Source organism: Streptomyces sp. NPDC025833 (assembly GCF_055558055.1).
This window is the reverse complement of sequence record NZ_JBVHNF010000010.1, coordinates 41,369-58,553: the sequence shown is the minus strand read 5'-3', so window position 1 is coordinate 58,553 and position 17,185 is coordinate 41,369. Positions and strand designations below refer to the sequence as shown.

Sequence of the window (17,185 nt, the reverse complement as noted above, 5' to 3'; positions counted from 1 at the left end):
CATGGCTCGCACAGCACCCCCGGCCCGTCCGGCACTCTCCCCGGAGAAAGCCGCGCCGGCCCGCCCGCCCGGACGCCGGCTCGCCAGGGCCCTCGGCTCCGCCGGGACACCGCTCACGGCCGCGGTCCTCGTCGTCGTCCTGTGGTGGGCGGCGGCCCGGGCCGGCGTCCTCGGCGCGGGACTCGTACCCACTCCCTGGCAGACGCTGCGCGCCGCGCACGCCATGGCGGCCGACGGCACGATGGCCGCCGACCTGCGGGCCAGCCTGGCCCGCGCCGGACAGGGCTTCGCGGCCGGGGCGTCGGCCGGGACGGCGCTCGGGTTCCTCACCGGACACCACCCGCGGGTCGCGTCGCTGGTCGGCCCGGTGATGTCGTTCCTGCGCCCGATCCCGGCCATCGCCCTCGTACCGCTGGTCACCACCTGGTTCGGGATCGGCGAGCAGGCCAAGCACCTGGTCATCGCCTACGCCGTGTTCCTCGCCGTCTGGCTGTACGTCCACGACGGCGTCGCCCGCATCCCCGCCGACTACCTCCGCGCGGCCCGCACCCTCGGCGTGCCCGCCCGGCGCCGGCTGACCGAGGTCCTGCTGCCGGCCGCCGCGCCCTCGGTCGTCGCGGCGCTGCGCTACGGCGCCTCACTGGCCTTCCTCGCCCTGGTCGCGGCCGAACTGGGCGGCGCGCAGAGCGGCATCGCCTACCGCCTCCAGGTCGACGGCCAGTTCCTGCGCACCGACCACATGTTCGTCGGGCTGATCGAACTCGGCCTGCTCGGCCTCCTCGCCGACGCGCTGATCAGCACGGCCGGCCGCCGCCTCGTCCACTGGAGCAGCAGCTCATGAGCACCCTCGTCCGACTCGACGCAGTCACGGTCGACTACGACGGCAGACGCGCCGTCTCCACCACCGATCTCCGGTTCGCGGAAGGCTCCTTCACCTCCCTCCTCGGCCCGACGGGCTGCGGCAAGTCCACGCTGCTGGGCACGATCGCCGGGTTCGTGACGCCGAGTTCCGGACGCGTCCTGATGGACGGCGCGCCGGTCACCGGGCCGGGACCCGACCGGGGCGTGGTGTTCCAGCACTACGCGCTGCTGCCCTGGTTCACCGCGCGCGGCAACGTCGAGTTCGCCCTCAAACGCTTCGGCCTGTCCCGCGCCGCCCGCCGCGACCGCGCCCTGGAGTCACTGGACGCGGTCGGTCTCGCGGACGCCGCCGAGAAGTACCCGGCCCAGCTCTCCGGCGGCATGCGGCAACGCGTCGCACTCGCCCGGGCCCTGGCGGCCGAACCCCGGGTCCTGCTGATGGACGAGCCGTTCGGCGCGCTCGACGCCATCACCCGGACGCGCATGCAGCAACTGCTGGCGCGGTTGTGGCAGCGCACCGGCACCACCGTCGTCTTCGTCACCCACGACGTGGACGAGGCCCTCACCCTGTCCCAGCGGGTGATCGTCATGGCGGCGGACCCGGGACGGGTGATCGCCGACCACCCGGTGGACGAGGCCCCGGCCCCGTACCGGAGCGGATCGCACCCCTTGCACCAGCGCATCGTCGCCCAACTCGGCACCGAACCCTGAGGAATCCCATGCGCAGCACACCCCGCGGCCTGCTGGCCGCCGTACTCGCCCTGACCGCGCTCCTCACCGCCTGCGGCACGGGCGAGCGCAGCGCCTCCGGCGGTTCGTCCCGGATCACCATCGCCGGCAGCGACCACCTGGGCGGCGCCCCGCTCTACACCGCCACCGAGAACGGCCAGTGGGCCGCGAACCACCTCGACCCCAGCCTCCAGTCCTTCGCCACCGGCCGCGACGCGCTCAACGCCGTCCTGGGCGGCCAGAGCCAGTACGCGGTCGTCGGCGACCTGCCCGCCGTGTCCGCGATACTCACCGACCGGAAGATCAGGATCCTCGCCGCCCTGTCCGGTTACACCGACTGGCGGCTGCTCACCACCGCGTCCGCCGGCATCAGGGACTTCGCCGACCTGAAGGGCAGGAGGATCGGCCTGCCCGAGGGCACCAACGTCCAGTACGCGCTCGACGGCATGCTCACCGGGGCCGGACTGGAGCCCGGCGACGTCACCCTGGTCAACCTCGCCCCGAACCAGGTCACCTCGTCCCTCGCCCGGGGCGACATCGACGCGGGCCTGACCTTCCCCAGCTTCTACGACGCCACCAGGACGGCACTCGGCGGCGACTACCGCGAACTGCGCTACGCCGGCTACACCTACCGCACCCTGCTGATCGCCGCCCCCGGCACGAGCACCGCCACGTCCACCGCCGTCCTGCGCACCCTGACCGCCGCGGCGAAGACCATGGCCGAGGATCCGGCCGCCGCCCGCAAGGCCGTCGTCTCCCAGGCCAAGGGCGCCCTGGACCCCGCCTTCGCCGACGCCCACTACGCCTCCTACCGCTACCGGATCACCCTCGACGAACCGCTGCTGAAGCTCCTCCTCGCCGAGGGCGCCTGGGCCAAGTCGGCACAGAAGCTGCCGGGCACGCCGGACCGGGCCACCTTCCTCCGGCACATCGACCGAACGCCGCTCACGGCCGCCGACCCCGCAGCCGTCACCCTCCGCTGAAAGGGACGCCATGACCACCATCGACCAGAACACACTGCGCCGCCGGGGCACCGGCCTGCGCGCCCACGACCCCGAGCGGTCCTACGGCGGCCACACCCTCTACACCCCGATCGCCGGCTCGGGCGAGACCTACCTCGTCGACATCCACGGCGAGATCGCGCACACATGGCACCTGGCCCACCCGCCGGGCCGCCACGCCCACCTCCTGGCCGACGGGACGCTGTTCTACCAGGGCAAGGACACCCGGTCCGGGGACCCGCTCTTCCCGATCTGGGAGGTCTACCACGGCGGCGTCCTCCAACTGGTCGCCCCCGACGGCACCGTGCTGCGCGAAGCCCGCCACCGGTACCACCACCACGACGCGAGCCTCCTCGCCAACGGCAACCTGATCCTGCTCGCCGTCGAACCGGTCCCCGCGGCACTCGCGGCCCGCATCCCCGGCGGCATCCCCGGCACCGAGGCACCCGACGGACGCGTCTGGGGAGACGTCGTCTACGAGATGACCTGGGACGGCGAGATCCTCTGGCGCTGGGCGTCCTTCGAGCACCTGCCGATCGAGGACACCCCCCTCAACCCCCACTTCGCCCGCGAGCACTGGCCGATGGCCAACACCGTCAACGAACTGCGCGACGGCAGCATCATGGTCGGCTTCCGCAGTGCCTCGACGGCCGTGATCATCGACCGCGCCACGTCACGGGTCACCTGGCGCCTGGGCCCGGACACGCTGGCCCAGCAGCACTACCCCCACGAACTGGACTCGGGCTCGATCCTGGTCTTCGACAACGGCTCCTACCGCGACGACACCTCCGTCCCGTACTCCCGGGTCATCGAGGTCGACCGCGAGAGCCGGAAGACCGTCTGGTCGTACGAGGACAACCCGCCCCAGAACTTCTACAGCCCCTACATGTCCAGCGCCCAGCGCCTCCCGAACGGCAACACCTTCATCGCCGAGGGCTCCTTCGGCCGCCTCTTCGAGGTCACCCCCGACGGCGACGTCGTCTGGGAGTACGTCGTCCCGCAGTTCGGCACCTTCGGCACGGGCGTCGGGATGGAGTCCTCCCGGGGCGCCCAGAACGCGGTCTTCCGCGCCTACCGCTACGGCCCGGACCACACCACCTGGCTGCGCCCGCGCCCGTGACCGGGACATCCCCGGCACGGCGGGCGGCGGACTCCGCCGCCCGGCCCGGCCGGTGCGGCGGCGGCCCGTTTTGCCGTACCGGCAACAGGAGTGGCCCGCGGGCGGCGGGCCGACGCACCCTGTCGGCATCCGGACGAGAGGCTGGCCACCATGGCGCACGAGCAGCACGAGCAGCACCACACCGGCACCCGCCACGCGCACGGCCACGGGCACCACACGGACCTCGACTGGAACGCGCTGGCCCCCCTGCTGGAGTCCCAGGCGGAGCTGCTCACCCCCGTGTACGAGCAGGCCATGGCGTGGCTCGGCCGGGAGGTGACCGAGCCGGGGCTGATCGTGGACGCGGGCAGCGGGCCCGGAGTCGTCTCGTGCCAGTTCGCGCAGGCGTTCCCGCGGGCCCGTGTCGTCGCCGTCGACAGCACCGCGCCGCTGCTGGACCGGGCGCGCGAGCGGGCCGGACGCCTCGGTGTGGGCGACCGGTTCGACACCGTCGCCGGTGAGCTGCCGGAGGTGCTCGGCAAGCTGGAGCGGTCGGCCGACCTGCTGTGGGCCGGCCGCAGCCTGCACCACCTCGGCGACCAGCGGGCCGCGCTGGCCGCGTTCGCCGAGCGGCTCGCCCCCGGCGGCACGCTGGCCCTCCTCGAAGGCGGCCTGCCCTTCCGCTTCCTGCCCCGGGACATCGGCATCGGCCGCCCCGGGCTCCAGGCCCGGCTGGACGCGCTGGAGGAGGAGTGGTTCGCCCGGATGCGGGCCGAACTGCCCGGCTCCGTCGCCGAGACGGAGGACTGGCCCGCGCTGCTGACCGCCGCCGGCCTGCGGCACGCGGGCACCCGCACCCTCCTACTCGACCTGCCCGCCCCGGTGACCGACCGGTCCCGCGCCTTCGTCGCGGCGCACCTGTCCCGGGTGCGCGGGGGCCACGGCGACGCGCTGGACGCCGACGACCGCGCCACCCTCGACCGCCTGCTCGACCCCGCCGACCCGGCGGGCGTGCACGCCCGCCCGGACGTCTTCGTGCTCGCCGCGTACACGGTCCACACGGCGGTCCGGCCCGCCTGACCCGGTACGTCCGGGGCGGCCCGCGGGGTGCGGGCCGCCCCGGACGCCCGTGCCGCACCGGCCGGCCGGTCCGTGGCGCCGGCCGGCGCTCCCGGTGGACCGGCGCCGCGGTCGTCCGCGCGCCGGCCCGCCCGACCGTGCGGCCGGCGCGTCAGTTGGCGGCGATGAACTGCTTGGCGAGCTGGTCGCCGAGGGAGACGGCGGCGCTGTGGCTCTCTATCGGGGACACCTGCGAGTTCTTGAACAGGATGTAGGTCACGCCCGAGTCGGCGCCGCCGGTCTCCGGGTCGGGATCGATGCCGAGCGCCTTGGCGGTGGCGTACGACGCCTCGCCGATGATCTTCGAGGGGCCGGTGTCGCCGACGACGGCGTACTCGACCTTGTTGTTGTAGACGACGGCGACCACGCCGCCGCCCTTGATGCCGGCGGAGGAGTAGTTCCAGATGGTGCTGGAGCTGGGCACGACGACGTAGGGCAGGGTCTCCGCCTTCAGCGGCTTGCCGTCGGACTGGTGGAACGCGGTGTCGTCCTGGAACCAGGGGTCGCGGTCCGCGTTGCAGTTGGTGGTGGGCTGGCCGTCGCAGTCGATGTCCATGTCGGCCTTCCAGAACACGGCCCCGTTCTTGCCGCACACCGGGACGGTGGCCGACGTCTCCTCGTCGGTCTTGTACTTGCCGTTGGAGATCTGCGAACAGGACGTCACCTTGGCGAGCAGGTCGGCCGCGCTGACCGTGCCCTCCTGGACGGACCTCGGGGAGGCGGCGGAGGCGTGGGCGGGCAGCAGCCCGGCGGCGAGCAGGGCGGTGCCGGAGGCCACGGCGAGGGTCAGGGTGCGAAGGCGCATGTGGGGGGCCCTTCTAATAGGAAGGTTTCCTTACCGGACCCGTACACGGTGATCCTGTCGGCATGCTCGCGTCAACCCTGAGGTGGCGAACGGCTGAAACGGGCCCGTATTGCGGTGATTTCGGCCGCTGGGGAGACTGGTTGAGCCGGATGGGTGACCTTTGTCCGGATCTGCCCCCTGCTCACCGTCCCCGGAGGCGAGACCCATGTTCGTACGCGCGGTGTACGCGACCGGTGATCCGGCGCTGCTCGACGCGGCCGTCCGGTCGCTGAACAGCGAGGGCCGGGACCTGCTGGAGGAGCGTCCCGGCTACCGGGGCGCGGGCGTGTTCGCGGACCGGGAACTCGGCAAGCTCCTCGCGCTGAGCTGGTGGGGGAGCGAGGGGGCGCGGCGCAACAGCGACGAGGTGATGCGGGAGCGGCGCGGCGGGCTGCTGGAGCCGTTCGCGGGCACGGTGTCGGTCGGCAACTACGAGGCCGCGGTGTTTCACCAGGTGCGGCACCCGCGCCAGGGCGGCGGGCTGCGCGCCACCCGGGTGGAGTTCGACCCGCGGGACGCCGATCTGGCCGTCGACACCTTCGGGGCGACGGTGCTGCCGCGGATCGAGCCGCTCCCGGGGCTGGCCGGGACCTTCCTGCTCGTGGACCGCGGGCGGGGGGTGGCCGTCGCCGGGGTCCTGTTTCTCGACCGCGCCTCGCTGGCCGCCTCGCGCGCGGCCGTCGCGGCCGTGCGCCACCAGGCGTCGGCGAAGGCGCAGGTGGACGTCGTCGGCCTGGAGGAGTTCGAGGTCGTGCACGCGGACGTGCGCTTCGACTGAGCCGCACGGCCCGCCGCCGGGGCGCGCGGAGACGGCACACGGCCGCGCGTCCCGCGGACGCGCGACCGTGCCCGGTGGTGTCAGCCGAGGTCGAAGGTGGCGGGGTCGGGACCCAGCCGCCGCTCCTCGTCGAGCGCGCTGATCGCCTGGAGGTCCTCGTCGTCCAGGCTGAAGTCGAACACCTCGATGTTCTCCTTGATCCGCGACGGCGTCACGGACTTCGGGATCACGACGTTGCCGAGCTGAACGTGCCAGCGCAGCACCACCTGGGCGGGGGTGCGGTCGTGCTTCCGCGCGATCGCGACGACCGCCGGCACCTCCAGCAGGCCCTTGCCCTGGCCGAGCGGCGACCACGCCTCGGTGGCGATGCCCCGCTCCGCGTGGAACTCCCGCGCCTCGCGCTGCTGGAGGTGCGGGTGCAGCTCGATCTGGTTGACCGCCGGGACCACGGAGGTCTCGGAGATCAGCCGCCGCAGGTGGTCGGGCAGGAAGTTCGAGACGCCGATGGCCCGGGCGCGGCCGTCGGCGTGCAGCTTCTCGAACGCCTTGTAGGTGTCGACGTAGGTGTCACGGGAGGGCAGCGGCCAGTGGATCAGGTACAGGTCGACGTAGTCGAGACCCAGCTTCTCCAGCGACGCGTCGAAGGCACGCAGCGTGGAGTCGTACCCCTGGTCGCTGTTCCAGAGCTTCGTGGTGACGAAGACGTCCTCGCGGGGCAGACCGGAGGCGGCGATGGCCTTGCCGGTGCCCTCTTCGTTGCCGTAGATCGCAGCGGTGTCGATGCTGCGGTACCCGGCCTCCAGCGCCGTGGCGACGGCCCGCTCGGCCTCGTCGTCCGGCACCTGCCACACGCCGAAGCCCAGCTGGGGCATCTCGACGCCGTTGTTGAGGATGATCGGGGGGACCTTGCTGCTCACGAGCCTCTTGATCCTTCGCTTTGTGGACATGCGGTACGCACATCTTCAACGATCACGGGCCGTTCCGTATTCCGGACCACGGAATCCGTACCGGTCGGCGAGTCGCCGCCCGGCGGCCCTGACCACGGACGCGGTCTCCCCTGCGGGTCCCCCGCGCCCGGGCGGGCCACACCCCCGCTCGTGCCCCGGTCCGGCGGGGGAGCGGCGGGCGTCAGGCGTGGTAGAGGGCCTCCACCTCGTCGGCGTACGCCTTCTCGATCGCCTTGCGCTTCAGTTTCAGCGACGGCGTCAGCAGGCCGTGCTCCTCGGTGAACGGCCGGGCGAGGATGCGGAAGGTGCGGATCGACTCGGCCTGCGAGACGAGCGTGTTGGCGGCGACCACCGCCCGGCGGACCTCCGTCTCCAGGTCCGGGTCGCGCACCAGCTCGGCCGGGGCGGGCCTCGGCTTGCCCCGCATCTGGAGCCAGTGCTCGATCGCCTCCTGGTCGAGCGTGACCAGCGCGGCGATGTACGGGCGGTCGTTGCCGACCACGACGCACTGGTTGACCAGCGGATGCTCGCGCACCCGCTCCTCCAGCACCCCCGGGGAGACGCTCTTGCCGCCGGAGGTCACCAGGATCTCCTTCTTGCGGCCGGTGATGGTCAGGTAGCCGTCCTCGTCGAGCGTCCCGAGGTCGCCGGTGGCGAGCCAGCCGTCGTGCAGGGTGCCGTCGGTGGCCTTCGGGTTGTTCAGGTAGCCGTGGAAGACGTTCCGGCCGCGCAGCCAGATCTCCCCGTCGTCGGCGATGTGCACGGTCACGCCCGGGACGGCCTGGCCGACGGTGCCGTAGCGGGTGCGCTCGGGCGGGTTCGCGGTCGCCGCGGCCGTCGACTCGGTCAGGCCGTAGCCCTCGTAGATCTGCACGCCCGCGCCCGCGAAGAACAGCCCCAGCCGGCGGTCCATGCCCGAGCCGCCGGACATCGCGTTGCGGATGCGGCCGCCCATCGCCGCGCGGACCTTCGCGTACACCAGCTTGTCGAAGAGCTGGTGCTGCATCCGCAGTCCCGCCGACGGGCCGGGGCCCAGCCCCCACGCCTTCGCCTCCAGCGCCTCGGCGTACTTCACGGCGATGTCGACGGCCTTCTCGAACGGCCCCGACCTGCCCTCCCGCTCGGCCTTGCGGCGGGCCGCGCCGAACACCTTCTCGAAGATGTACGGCACCGCGAGGACGAAGGTGGGCCGGAAGGCGGCCAGGTCCGGCAGGAGCGCGGCGGCGTGCAGGTGCGGCTGGTGCCCGAAGCGGACCCGGCCGCGGATCGCGGCGACCTCCACCATCCGGCCGAAGACGTGCGCGAGCGGCAGGAAGAGCAGGGTGGAGGCGGCGTCGTCCTTCCTGGTCCGGAACACCGGCTGCCACCGCTCGATCATCGTGTCCGCCTCGAACATGAAGTTGGCGTGCGACAGGACGCAGCCCTTGGGGCGGCCGGTGGTGCCCGAGGTGTAGATGATCGTGGCGACGGAGTCCGGGGTGACCGCCTGCCGGTGCCGGTGCACCACCTCGTCGTCCAGGCTCGCCCCGGCGTCGTACAGCTCCTGCACGCAGCCGGAGTCGAGCTGCCACAGCCGGCTCAGCCGGGGCAGCCGGTCGATGACGGTGGCGATGGTCATCGCGTGGTCCTCGTGCTCCACGATCGCCGTGGTCACCTCGGCGTCGTACAGCATCCAGAAGCACTGCTCGGCCGAGGAGGTGGGGTAGACCGGCACCACCTGGGCGCCGATGCTCCACAGGGCGAAGTCGAACAGGGTCCACTCGTAGCGGGTGCGGGACATGATCGCGACCCGGTCGCCGAACCGGACGCCGCGGGCGAGCAGCCCCTTGGCGAGGGCGACGACCTCGTCGCGGAACTCGGCGGTGGTGACGTCCCGCCACTGTCCGGCGTCGTCCTTGCGGCCGAGGGCGATGTGCAGCGGGTCGGTCAGGGCGTGCTCGAAGACGGTGTCGGCCAGACCGCCCACCGGCGGTGGCGACGCGACCGGAGGGCTGGTGAACTCGCGCAACCTCGTTCCCCCGTCCCTCGCCCCTCGGTGCCCGTGGTCGTGTACCGCACAGCGCGGTGAAAGCTACCCCACGGGCCCGGCGCCGGGGAGGGATGCGGAAACCGAGCAAACCGCGCGTACCGCCCGGACGGTGTCCGGGAAATGCGCGCACATGGGGAAGGGCCGGACACGATACTGACGGGTCAGTAAGTTTCGGTGCCGTAATCTCCACCGAATCCGTACGCCCCGATCACCCCACCTCACACCGGTGGCGCGGCCCCCGGAACGCGAACTTCCGCGCAACCGTGCAGGGGCCCGCCGGGCTCAGCCGCCGCCGCGCCGCAGCCGCTCGCCGCCCGCCAGGATCGCCGCCGCCAGCGCGTGCGCGGCGCCCTGGGCGGGGCCACGGCGGTGGCCGTGGACGAGGACGAAGTCGGTCCGTCCGAGGTCCGGCAGACCGGCCCGCTCCGGCAGCCGGAACAGGCCCGGCGGGATCAGCCGCCGGGAGTGCGCCATCACCCCGAGACCGGCCCGGGCCGCGGCGATGAGCCCGTTGAGGCTGCCGCTGGTGCACACGATCCGCCACGGGCGGCCCTGGCGCTCCAGCACCTCCAGGGCGCGGGCCCGGGTGATGCCGGGCGGCGGGTACACGATGAGCGGGACCGGCCGGTCGGGCTCCAGCCGCAGCGACCCGGCGCCGATCCACACCAGGTCGTCGCGCCAGACCAGCTCGCCGCGGTGGTCCTCCGGGCGCCGCTTGGCCAGCACCAGGTCGAGCTTCCCGGCGGCCAGCCGCTCGTGCAGGGTGCCGGACAGCTCCACCGTCAGCTCCAGGTCGACCTCCGGGTGGTCGTGGCGGAAGCGCTCCAGGATCTCCGGCAGCCGGGTCAGCACGAAGTCCTCCGAGGCGCCGAACCGCAGCCGGCCGCGCACGCGCGTGCCCGTGAAGAACGCCGTCGCCTGCTCGTGCACCTCCAGGATCCGGCGGGCGAAACCGAGCATCGCCTCGCCGTCGTCCGTCAGCTCCACGGAATGGGTGTCCCGGGAGAAGAGCTGCCGGCCCGCGGCCTCCTCCAGCCTGCGCACGTGCTGGCTCACCGTGGACTGGCGCACTCCCAGGCGCCGGGCGGCCTGGGTGAAGCTCAGCGTCTGGGCCACCGCCAGGAAGGTGCGCAACTGCGTGGGTTCGTACACCCTCCGAGCCTAGGGCCATCGCGGAACGTGATGACAGTCAGAGCGGTGTACGAGTTTCCCGATCAGCGGGCAGCGGGGACCATGGAGGGGGCCCCGCGGCCCGGACCGTACGACGCACACCGCGAACGGAGCACCGTGACACGCCTGCGCTGGCCGAGCTGGATGCCGATCGACCCGTACATCGTGCTGCTGCTCGGCACGGTCGGTCTCGCCGCGCTCCTCCCGGCCCGGGGCACCACGGCCGATGTCAGCTCCGGCGCCTCCACCGCGGCGATCGCCTTCCTCTTCTTCCTCTACGGCGCCCGGCTGTCCACCCGGGAGGCGCTGGACGGACTGAGGCACTGGCGGCTGCACGTCACCGTCCTGGTCTGCACCTTCGTCCTCTTCCCGCTGTTCGGGCTCGCCGCGCGGGGGCTGGTGCCGGCCCTGCTCACCCAGCCGCTCTACCAGGGCCTGCTGTTCCTGACGCTGGTGCCGTCCACGATCCAGTCGTCCATCGCGTTCACCTCGATCGCCCGCGGCAACGTGCCCGCGGCGATCTGCGCCGGGTCCTTCTCCTCCCTGGTCGGCATCGTGTTCACCCCGCTGCTCGTGGCGGGGCTCCTCGGCGGCGAGGCCGGGTTCTCCACCGACTCGCTCGTGAAGATCGTGCTCCAGCTCCTGGTGCCGTTCGTCGCCGGCCAGGTGCTGCGGCGCTGGATCGGCGGGTTCGTGACCCGGCACAAGCGGGTCCTCGGCCTGGTCGACCGCGGCTCCATCCTGCTGGTCGTCTACACCGCCTTCAGCGAGGGCATGGCCCAGGGCATCTGGCACCAGGTCAGCCCCCTGCGGCTGGCCGGACTGCTGGGCGTCGAGGCCGTCCTGCTGGCCGTGATGCTGGTCCTGACCTGGTACGGGGCCAAGGCGCTCGGCTTCCACCGGGAGGACCGGATCGCCATCCAGTTCGCCGGGTCGAAGAAGTCCCTCGCCTCCGGACTGCCGATGGCCGGGGTCCTCTTCGCCGGCCACGCCTCCCTGGCCGTGCTGCCGCTGATGCTCTTCCACCAGATGCAGCTCATGGTCTGCGCGGTCATCGCCAAGCGCCGGGCCCGCGACCCGGAGGCCGCCGCGGACGCGCCCGGGCGTCGGCCGGACGCGCCCGCGGCGGCGGCGCACACCCCGGAGGGGTCAGCCGCGCACCCGGTCGAGGGGCAGCCACAGGACCGTGTCCCGCGGTGACCGCAGCACGTCCGGGTCCGCCAGCTCCTCGTCGGTGAGCGCCCGGTCCCACACCCGCACCTCGTCCAGCGCGCCGGTGAGGGAGGCGCGGCCGTCCAGGCGCTGGCCGACGTGCACGCCGAAGGGCGAGTTGCGGCTGACCGAGCCCGGCACGTCCGCCGCCGAGGTCTCCGTACCGTCGACGGACAGCGCCAGCCGGCCGCCGCCCCGGCGGAGCACGGCGTGGTGCCAGCGGCCGTCGTTGTAGGCGGCGGTCGTGCGCACCGACGCGGCCCGTGGCGCGGCGGCGCCGTTCCGCACGGTGATCAGCGCCTGGACGCGGCTGCCCGCCGGCTCCCCGCGCAGCCACACCTGCGGCTGGCTGCCGCCGATCCCGCCCATCCACAGGAACGGCTGCTCCCCGGCCGTCGCCGTGTACCGGAACCACAGCGACACCGTGAAGTCCTTCGCGCCCAGGGGCAGCCCGCCGCGGTACGGCAGCCGGACGGCGTCACCGGCGCCGCCGAACGCCAGCGCGCCCCCGGACTCCCCGTCCGTCTCCCGCGGGCTGCCGAGCACCGCCGCCGGCCGGGCGTGCCGGGCGCGGTCGGGGGTGACCGGGTCGGGGCCGCGCCGCGCGGCGAGCCAGTCCTCGGTGAACCGGGCGAAGCGGATCTCGTCGCGGGCGTCCACCGCGCCGCCCTCGTACAGCAGGCCGACCGTGCCGGAGCCGATGTCCACCAGGTCGGAGTAGCCGGACCAGTCCGTGGTGACGACGGTGCCGCGGTCCGTGCCTTCCCAGGCGCGCCCGCCGTCGTAGGAGGAGCGGATCATCATCGTGCGGCGCCGGTCGGGGTCGCCGGGGCAGGCCAGCAGGATGCGGCCGCCCAGCCGCAGCATCGAGCCCTGCACCTGCGGGGTGTACAGGTCCGGCAGGGCCCGGAAGGGCGCCGTGAAGCTGCCGCCGCCGTCGCGGCTGACGGCCTGGGTGCGGTGCCCGAGGTCGGTGCCGTCCTGCTCCCGGCCGCTGACCAGGACCGAGCCGTCCTCCCGCTCGGCGAGGGTGAGTTCGGAGGGCTTCTGCCGGAAGGTGCCGTCGGAGGCGATGGGCCAGGTGTCGGTGGCTCCGGTCCGCCAGTGGCCGCCGTGGTCGTCGCTGACGACCAGGGCCGCGTGGTTGGCGGAGATCCGGCCGCCGTCCCAGGTCTCGGCGTTGACCCCGAAGACCAGGCGCCCCGCGTACCGGCCGCGGGTGAGCTGGATGCCGTGCACGGGTCCGGTGGCGTACCAGGAGTTCCAGCCGGCGGGCAGGATCTCGGGGCTCAGGTCGCGCGGCGCGGACCAGGTGGCGCCGTCGTCGTCGCTGTACCGGAGGTGCGGGGTGCGGTCGCAGGGGACCGAGCAGCCGGCGCCGTCCGTGCGGCCCGTGTTCCAGGTCTCCGCGAGCCAGACGCGGCCGGTGGTGCGGTCGACGACCGGCGCCGGGTTGCCGTGGGTGTCCCCGGCGCCCTCGTCGACCACCTGGAGCGGGCCCCAAGTGCGGCCGCCGTCCGTGGAGCGCTTGACCACGAGGTCGATGTCGGCGGCGTCCCCGCAGTTGAGGACGCGGCCCTCGGCGAACGCCAGCAGCGTGCCGGGGTTCGTCCGCACGACCGCCGGGATGCGGAAGCACGCGTACCCCGGGTCCTGGGCGGCCTTGAACAGCACCTGCTGCTCGAACGACGGCGCTCCGGCACCCGGCCGGGCCTGCGCCGGCTGGGCGGGGAGGAGCGGTAACAGCAGGCCGGCCGCGGCAGCGGCGGCGGCGAGAACCGATCTGAGACGGGCGCGGAGAGGTGACGGCACGGTGTGACCTGCCCTTCGTCGGCCGGACATCTGGACATCCGGACATCCCACGTCCAACGTGCGTCCCATCGACGGTAGTTGGGGCCCGCACGGCCCACAAGAAGCGTGCACCCACGGGCCCGGGACGGAGACGCGGAGCGGGCCCGGACCGCGGCCGGCCGGGGAGCGCGATCAGTTCACCGGGCCGTTGATCCGGATTTCCGGCACGGACGGCCGACGACGGTTAACGTTCCGTCATGACCGCCGCACCCGTACTCGACCCGCAGCGCACCGCGCTCGTCCTCGTCGACCTGATGGACCGCATCGTCGCGCTGCCCCTCGCGCCCCGCGGCGGCCCCGAGGTGCTGGCCGCCGCCGGGGAACTGGCGCACGCGTTCCGCCGCGCGGGCGCCCTCGTCGTCCTGGTACGCGCCGAGCGCCCCGCCGTCGCCGAGCAGCCGCCCGGCAGCTCACTGGTGGCCGGTCTGCTGCGGGACGGCGACCTGGAGGTGGTCAAGCGGACGGTCGGCGCCTTCCACGGCACAGGCCTGGACGAGCGGCTGCGCGCCCGGGGCGTGACCACCCTGGTGTTCGGCGGCGTCGCCACCAACCTCGGTGTCGAGTCCACCGCCAGGGCCGCCGCCGACCTCGGCTACGACCTCGTCTTCGCCGAGGACGCCATGGCCGCGCTCACCGCCCCCGAGCACGAGGCGTCCGTACGGCTCGACTTCCCCCGGCTGGGCACCGTCGCCACCACGCCCGGCATCCGCGCCGCCCTCGGCTGACCGCCCGCGCCGCGGCGGCGGCCCGCCGGTGCCCCCGGTACCGGGGTCCGGGGGCCGAGGGCGTCGCGTCCCCGCGGTCAGCCGCGGCCGGCCGGCTCCCGCAGGACGACGCGGTCCTCGCCCGCGTACACGTTCATCGAGCTGCCCCGCAGGAAGCCCACCAGGGTCAGACCGGCCTCCGCGGCCAGGTCCACCGCCAGCGACGACGGCGCCGACACGGCCGCGAGCACCGGTATGCCCGCCATCACGGCCTTCTGCGCCAGCTCGAAGGAGGCGCGGCCGGAGACCATGAGGATCGTCCGGGACAGCGGCAGCGCGTCGTTCTGCAGCGCGCGCCCCACCAGCTTGTCGACGGCGTTGTGCCGCCCCACGTCCTCCCGGGTGTCCAGCAGCTCACCGTGCTCGTCGAACAGGGCCGCCGCGTGCAGGCCGCCGGTCCGGTCGAACACCCGCTGGGCCGCCCGCAGCCGGTCCGGCAGGGCGGCCAGCAGCTCGGGGGTGACGCGCAGCGGCGGTGCGTCGGCGATCGGCCAGCGCGTGATGGTCCGTACGGCGTCCAGGCTGGCCTTGCCGCACAGCCCGCACGAGGAGGAGGTGTAGACGTTCCGCTCCAGGGTGAAGTCGGGGAGGGCGACACCGGGCGCGGTCTTCACGTCGACCACGTTGTAGGTGTTGCCGCCGTCCGCCGTCGCCCCCGCGCAGTAGACGATGTTCAGCAGGTCGGCCGCGGTGGCGAGCACGCCCTCGCTCACGAGGAAGCCGGCGGCCAGCGCGAAGTCGTCACCGGGGGTGCGCATGGTGACGGCGAGCGGTCTGCCGTTCAGCCTGATCTCCATGGGCTCCTCGGCGACGAGCGTGTCGGGCCGGGTGGAGACCGCCCCGTCCCGGATGCGCAGGACCTTGCGTCGTTCCGTGACTCGTCCCATGTTCTGATCAGCCCCGGTTCTGTGCGTGCGGGTGGCCGGTGAGGGCCCTTGATGCGGAGGGTGCCGCAGGTCACCGGGTCGTCGTGCGGGGAGGTGACCTGGACGACCCCATTGTCCTGCACGGGGAGCGCGCGGTCCGGTCCGCCCCGTGCCGGGCGCACCGTGGCCGTCCCCGTCCGCCGTGCCCCGTCCCGGTACCCGCCGCCGACGGGGAGAACCCGGTCCGGACCGGGTTCTCCCCGTCGGCGGCGGAGTGCCGCCGCGCGGGCGTCCGGGCGTCCCGTGTCTGACGGGAGCCGACAATCCCGGCGCGCTATTCCTGTGGCTTCACCTGCCGTCGTACCCGCCGGTCACTGACCAGACTGTGGGTGCCGCTACCCAAGGCAACGAGGGGGATCCTCCGTATGAACGGCTCGCGCATCGCCGCCATCGGTCACCACCAGCCCGCCCAGGTGCTCACCAACGACGACCTGGCCGGCCTGGTGGACACCAGTGACGAGTGGATCCGCAGCCGGGTGGGCATCCGGACCCGGCACATCGCCGGTCCCGACGAGCCCGTCGACGAGCTGGCCGCGCACGCGGCGGCCAAGGCCCTCGCCGCGGCCGGTCTGACGCCGGGGGACATCGACCTGGTGCTCGTCGCCACCTCGACCGCCATCGACCGCTCCCCGAACACCGCCGCCCGGGTCGCGGCCCGGCTCGGCATCCCGGGGCCCGCCGCGATGGACGTCAACGTGGTCTGCGCCGGGTTCACCCACGCGCTCGCGACGGCCGACCACACCGTGCGGGCCGGCGCGGCCACCCGGGTCCTGGTCATCGGCGCCGACAAGATGTCCGACGTCGCGGACTGGAGCGACCGGTCGACCTGCGTCCTCGTCGGCGACGGGGCCGGGGCCGCCGTCGTCGAGGCGTGCCGCCCGGGGGAGGAGCCCGGGATCGGCCCGGTGCTGTGGGGGTCCGTGCCGGAGATGGGGCGCGCGGTGCGGATCGAGGGCACCCCGCCCCGGTTCGCGCAGGAGGGGCAGAGCGTCTACCGCTGGGCCACCACCCGGCTGCCGGCCATCGCCCGCCAGGCGTGCGAGAAGGCCGGCACGGCGCCCGAGGACCTCGCCGGGGTCGTCCTGCACCAGGCCAACCTGCGGATCATCGAGCCGCTGGCGGAGAAGCTCGGCGCCGTCAACGCGGTGATCGCCCGCGATGTCACCGAGTCCGGCAACACCTCGGCCGCCAGCATCCCGCTCGCCTTCTCCAAACTGCTCGAACAGGGGGCGCTCGGCACCGGCGACCCGGTGCTGCTGTTCGGCTTCGGCGGGAACCTGTCGTACGCCGGCCAGGTCGTGCGCTGCCCCTGAGCCGACGCGGCGGGCGGAACCGCCGCCCACCGGCGGATACGCAGGTGAAACGCACTCCGAAACCTTGGTATTGTTGTCCGTGTCGCCGCGGGGATCACCCCGGGCGGCAGACACCTGGTCCGGGTGGCGGAATGGCAGACGCGCTAGCTTGAGGTGCTAGTGCCCTTTATCGGGCGTGGGGGTTCAAGTCCCCCCTCGGACACCAGCTGAGACCCCTGCCGAGCAGGGGTCTTCTGCTTTTCCGGGCGGTGCTGTGTCCGGTCGTGCGGTCGGTGTCTGTTCGTGGTGTTCCGCGTCGGCCCGTCGCGCGGCCTGTACCGGCGGGCCCGCGCCCGTCCGCCGTGCCGGTGTCCGGTTGAGGCGCTCCGGGCGGCGTCGGCGCCGGGGTGGCGGGCTCCTCCCGTGGTACCCGGCCCGCGCGTGCCGGTGGGTGACTTCGCCATCGCAATCGCGGGCGATCGCGGCGCCGGGCCGGCCCGGAACTCCCCGGACGGGGCTCGCCGTCGGGTGGCACCGGTGCCGGGCCCTCCGTTTCCGTCTCG

At 73.7% G+C, this 17,185-nt stretch carries 15 protein-coding genes and 1 tRNA gene; 10 read left to right on the top strand and 6 right to left on the bottom strand.

What is annotated here, in order from left to right:
• The first annotated feature begins 1 nt into the window (after position 1).
• The 5 genes from ACZ4K2_RS18990 (at position 2) to ACZ4K2_RS18970 (ending at position 4,770) form a co-directional block, all read left to right on the top strand.
• Positions 2 to 841 carry an ABC transporter permease gene (locus tag ACZ4K2_RS18990; RefSeq protein WP_467475099.1) on the top strand — a complete coding sequence of 280 codons (840 nt, stop codon included), beginning with the start codon at positions 2 to 4 and terminating at the stop codon, positions 839 to 841.
• Positions 838 to 1,572 (top strand): ABC transporter ATP-binding protein, encoded by a 735-nt coding sequence (locus ACZ4K2_RS18985; protein ID WP_467475101.1) that lies wholly within the window; start codon positions 838 to 840, stop codon positions 1,570 to 1,572. The genes ACZ4K2_RS18990 and ACZ4K2_RS18985 overlap by 4 nt, the downstream gene beginning before the upstream one ends.
• Before the next feature lie 8 nt (positions 1,573 to 1,580).
• On the top strand, positions 1,581 to 2,573 hold the full coding sequence (locus tag ACZ4K2_RS18980; protein WP_467475103.1) for an ABC transporter substrate-binding protein: 993 nt from the start codon (positions 1,581 to 1,583) through the stop codon (positions 2,571 to 2,573).
• Between the two features lie 10 nt (positions 2,574 to 2,583).
• Complete coding sequence (locus ACZ4K2_RS18975; protein ID WP_467475105.1) at positions 2,584 to 3,711, top strand: aryl-sulfate sulfotransferase; 1,128 nt, start codon at positions 2,584 to 2,586, stop codon at positions 3,709 to 3,711.
• A 150-nt stretch (positions 3,712 to 3,861) separates the two neighbouring features.
• Positions 3,862 to 4,770 carry a class I SAM-dependent methyltransferase gene (locus tag ACZ4K2_RS18970; protein ID WP_467475107.1) on the top strand — a complete coding sequence of 303 codons (909 nt, stop codon included), beginning with the start codon at positions 3,862 to 3,864 and terminating at the stop codon, positions 4,768 to 4,770.
• Positions 4,771 to 4,921: 151 nt separating this feature from the next.
• On the opposite strand, the gene ACZ4K2_RS18965 is transcribed toward ACZ4K2_RS18970, so the two are convergent.
• Positions 4,922 to 5,614 (bottom strand): glycoside hydrolase family 75 protein, encoded by a 693-nt coding sequence (locus ACZ4K2_RS18965; RefSeq protein WP_467475109.1) that lies wholly within the window; start codon positions 5,612 to 5,614, stop codon positions 4,922 to 4,924.
• 205 nt (positions 5,615 to 5,819) lie between these two features.
• On the opposite strand from ACZ4K2_RS18965, the gene ACZ4K2_RS18960 reads away from it, so the two are divergent.
• Positions 5,820 to 6,431 (top strand): hypothetical protein, encoded by a 612-nt coding sequence (locus tag ACZ4K2_RS18960; protein ID WP_467475111.1) that lies wholly within the window; start codon positions 5,820 to 5,822, stop codon positions 6,429 to 6,431.
• Positions 6,432 to 6,511: 80 nt separating this feature from the next.
• Here the strand turns inward: ACZ4K2_RS18960 and ACZ4K2_RS18955 are convergent, their stop codons facing one another.
• The 3 genes from ACZ4K2_RS18955 to ACZ4K2_RS18945 form a co-directional block, all read right to left on the bottom strand.
• Positions 6,512 to 7,348: an aldo/keto reductase gene (locus tag ACZ4K2_RS18955; protein WP_467475113.1), complete on the bottom strand. Its 837-nt coding sequence runs from the start codon at positions 7,346 to 7,348 to the stop codon at positions 6,512 to 6,514.
• Positions 7,349 to 7,559: 211 nt separating this feature from the next.
• Positions 7,560 to 9,386, bottom strand: a complete 1,827-nt coding sequence (locus ACZ4K2_RS18950) for an AMP-dependent synthetase/ligase (RefSeq protein WP_467475115.1) — start codon at positions 9,384 to 9,386, stop codon at positions 7,560 to 7,562.
• A gap of 303 nt (positions 9,387 to 9,689) precedes the next feature.
• Positions 9,690 to 10,559 carry a LysR substrate-binding domain-containing protein gene (locus ACZ4K2_RS18945; protein ID WP_467475117.1) on the bottom strand — a complete coding sequence of 290 codons (870 nt, stop codon included), beginning with the start codon at positions 10,557 to 10,559 and terminating at the stop codon, positions 9,690 to 9,692.
• A gap of 162 nt (positions 10,560 to 10,721) precedes the next feature.
• On the opposite strand from ACZ4K2_RS18945, the gene ACZ4K2_RS18940 reads away from it, so the two are divergent.
• Positions 10,722 to 11,777 carry a bile acid:sodium symporter family protein gene (locus ACZ4K2_RS18940; RefSeq protein WP_467475218.1) on the top strand — a complete coding sequence of 352 codons (1,056 nt, stop codon included), beginning with the start codon at positions 10,722 to 10,724 and terminating at the stop codon, positions 11,775 to 11,777.
• On the opposite strand, the gene ACZ4K2_RS18935 is transcribed toward ACZ4K2_RS18940, so the two are convergent.
• A complete protein-coding gene (locus ACZ4K2_RS18935; RefSeq protein ID WP_467475118.1) occupies positions 11,727 to 13,601 on the bottom strand; it encodes an exo-alpha-sialidase in 1,875 nt (624 codons plus the stop codon). The genes ACZ4K2_RS18940 and ACZ4K2_RS18935 overlap by 51 nt on opposite strands.
• 236 nt (positions 13,602 to 13,837) lie before the next feature.
• Between ACZ4K2_RS18935 and ACZ4K2_RS18930 the strand changes: the two genes are divergently transcribed.
• On the top strand, positions 13,838 to 14,365 hold the full coding sequence (locus tag ACZ4K2_RS18930) for an isochorismatase family protein (protein ID WP_467475120.1): 528 nt from the start codon (positions 13,838 to 13,840) through the stop codon (positions 14,363 to 14,365).
• 77 nt (positions 14,366 to 14,442) lie between these two features.
• On the opposite strand, the gene fdhD is transcribed toward ACZ4K2_RS18930, so the two are convergent.
• Positions 14,443 to 15,291 (bottom strand): formate dehydrogenase accessory sulfurtransferase FdhD, encoded by an 849-nt coding sequence (gene fdhD, locus ACZ4K2_RS18925; RefSeq protein ID WP_467475122.1) that lies wholly within the window; start codon positions 15,289 to 15,291, stop codon positions 14,443 to 14,445.
• Positions 15,292 to 15,695: 404 nt separating this feature from the next.
• Between fdhD and ACZ4K2_RS18920 the strand changes: the two genes are divergently transcribed.
• Together ACZ4K2_RS18920 and ACZ4K2_RS18915 are read left to right on the top strand one after the other, a co-directional pair.
• On the top strand, positions 15,696 to 16,643 hold the full coding sequence (locus tag ACZ4K2_RS18920) for a beta-ketoacyl-ACP synthase III (RefSeq protein ID WP_467475124.1): 948 nt from the start codon (positions 15,696 to 15,698) through the stop codon (positions 16,641 to 16,643).
• Between the two features lie 117 nt (positions 16,644 to 16,760).
• Positions 16,761 to 16,848 (top strand) — tRNA-Leu (locus tag ACZ4K2_RS18915).
• Positions 16,849 to 17,185 lie beyond the last annotated feature (337 nt).

Excerpts from the sequence above, each read along its gene's own strand:
- ACZ4K2_RS18990 (WP_467475099.1), top strand. The coding sequence starts at position 2 with ATGGCTCGCACAGCACCCCCGGCCCGTCCGGCACTCTCCCCGGAGAAA.
- ACZ4K2_RS18985 (WP_467475101.1), top strand. The coding sequence starts at position 838 with ATGAGCACCCTCGTCCGACTCGACGCAGTCACGGTCGACTACGACGGC.
- ACZ4K2_RS18980 (WP_467475103.1), top strand. The coding sequence starts at position 1,581 with ATGCGCAGCACACCCCGCGGCCTGCTGGCCGCCGTACTCGCCCTGACC.
- ACZ4K2_RS18975 (WP_467475105.1), top strand. The coding sequence starts at position 2,584 with ATGACCACCATCGACCAGAACACACTGCGCCGCCGGGGCACCGGCCTG.
- ACZ4K2_RS18970 (WP_467475107.1), top strand. The coding sequence starts at position 3,862 with ATGGCGCACGAGCAGCACGAGCAGCACCACACCGGCACCCGCCACGCG.
- ACZ4K2_RS18965 (WP_467475109.1), bottom strand. The coding sequence starts at position 5,614 with ATGCGCCTTCGCACCCTGACCCTCGCCGTGGCCTCCGGCACCGCCCTG.
- ACZ4K2_RS18960 (WP_467475111.1), top strand. The coding sequence starts at position 5,820 with ATGTTCGTACGCGCGGTGTACGCGACCGGTGATCCGGCGCTGCTCGAC.
- ACZ4K2_RS18940 (WP_467475218.1), top strand. The coding sequence starts at position 10,722 with ATGCCGATCGACCCGTACATCGTGCTGCTGCTCGGCACGGTCGGTCTC.
- ACZ4K2_RS18930 (WP_467475120.1), top strand. The coding sequence starts at position 13,838 with ATGACCGCCGCACCCGTACTCGACCCGCAGCGCACCGCGCTCGTCCTC.
- fdhD (WP_467475122.1), bottom strand. The coding sequence starts at position 15,291 with ATGGGACGAGTCACGGAACGACGCAAGGTCCTGCGCATCCGGGACGGG.
- ACZ4K2_RS18920 (WP_467475124.1), top strand. The coding sequence starts at position 15,696 with ATGAACGGCTCGCGCATCGCCGCCATCGGTCACCACCAGCCCGCCCAG.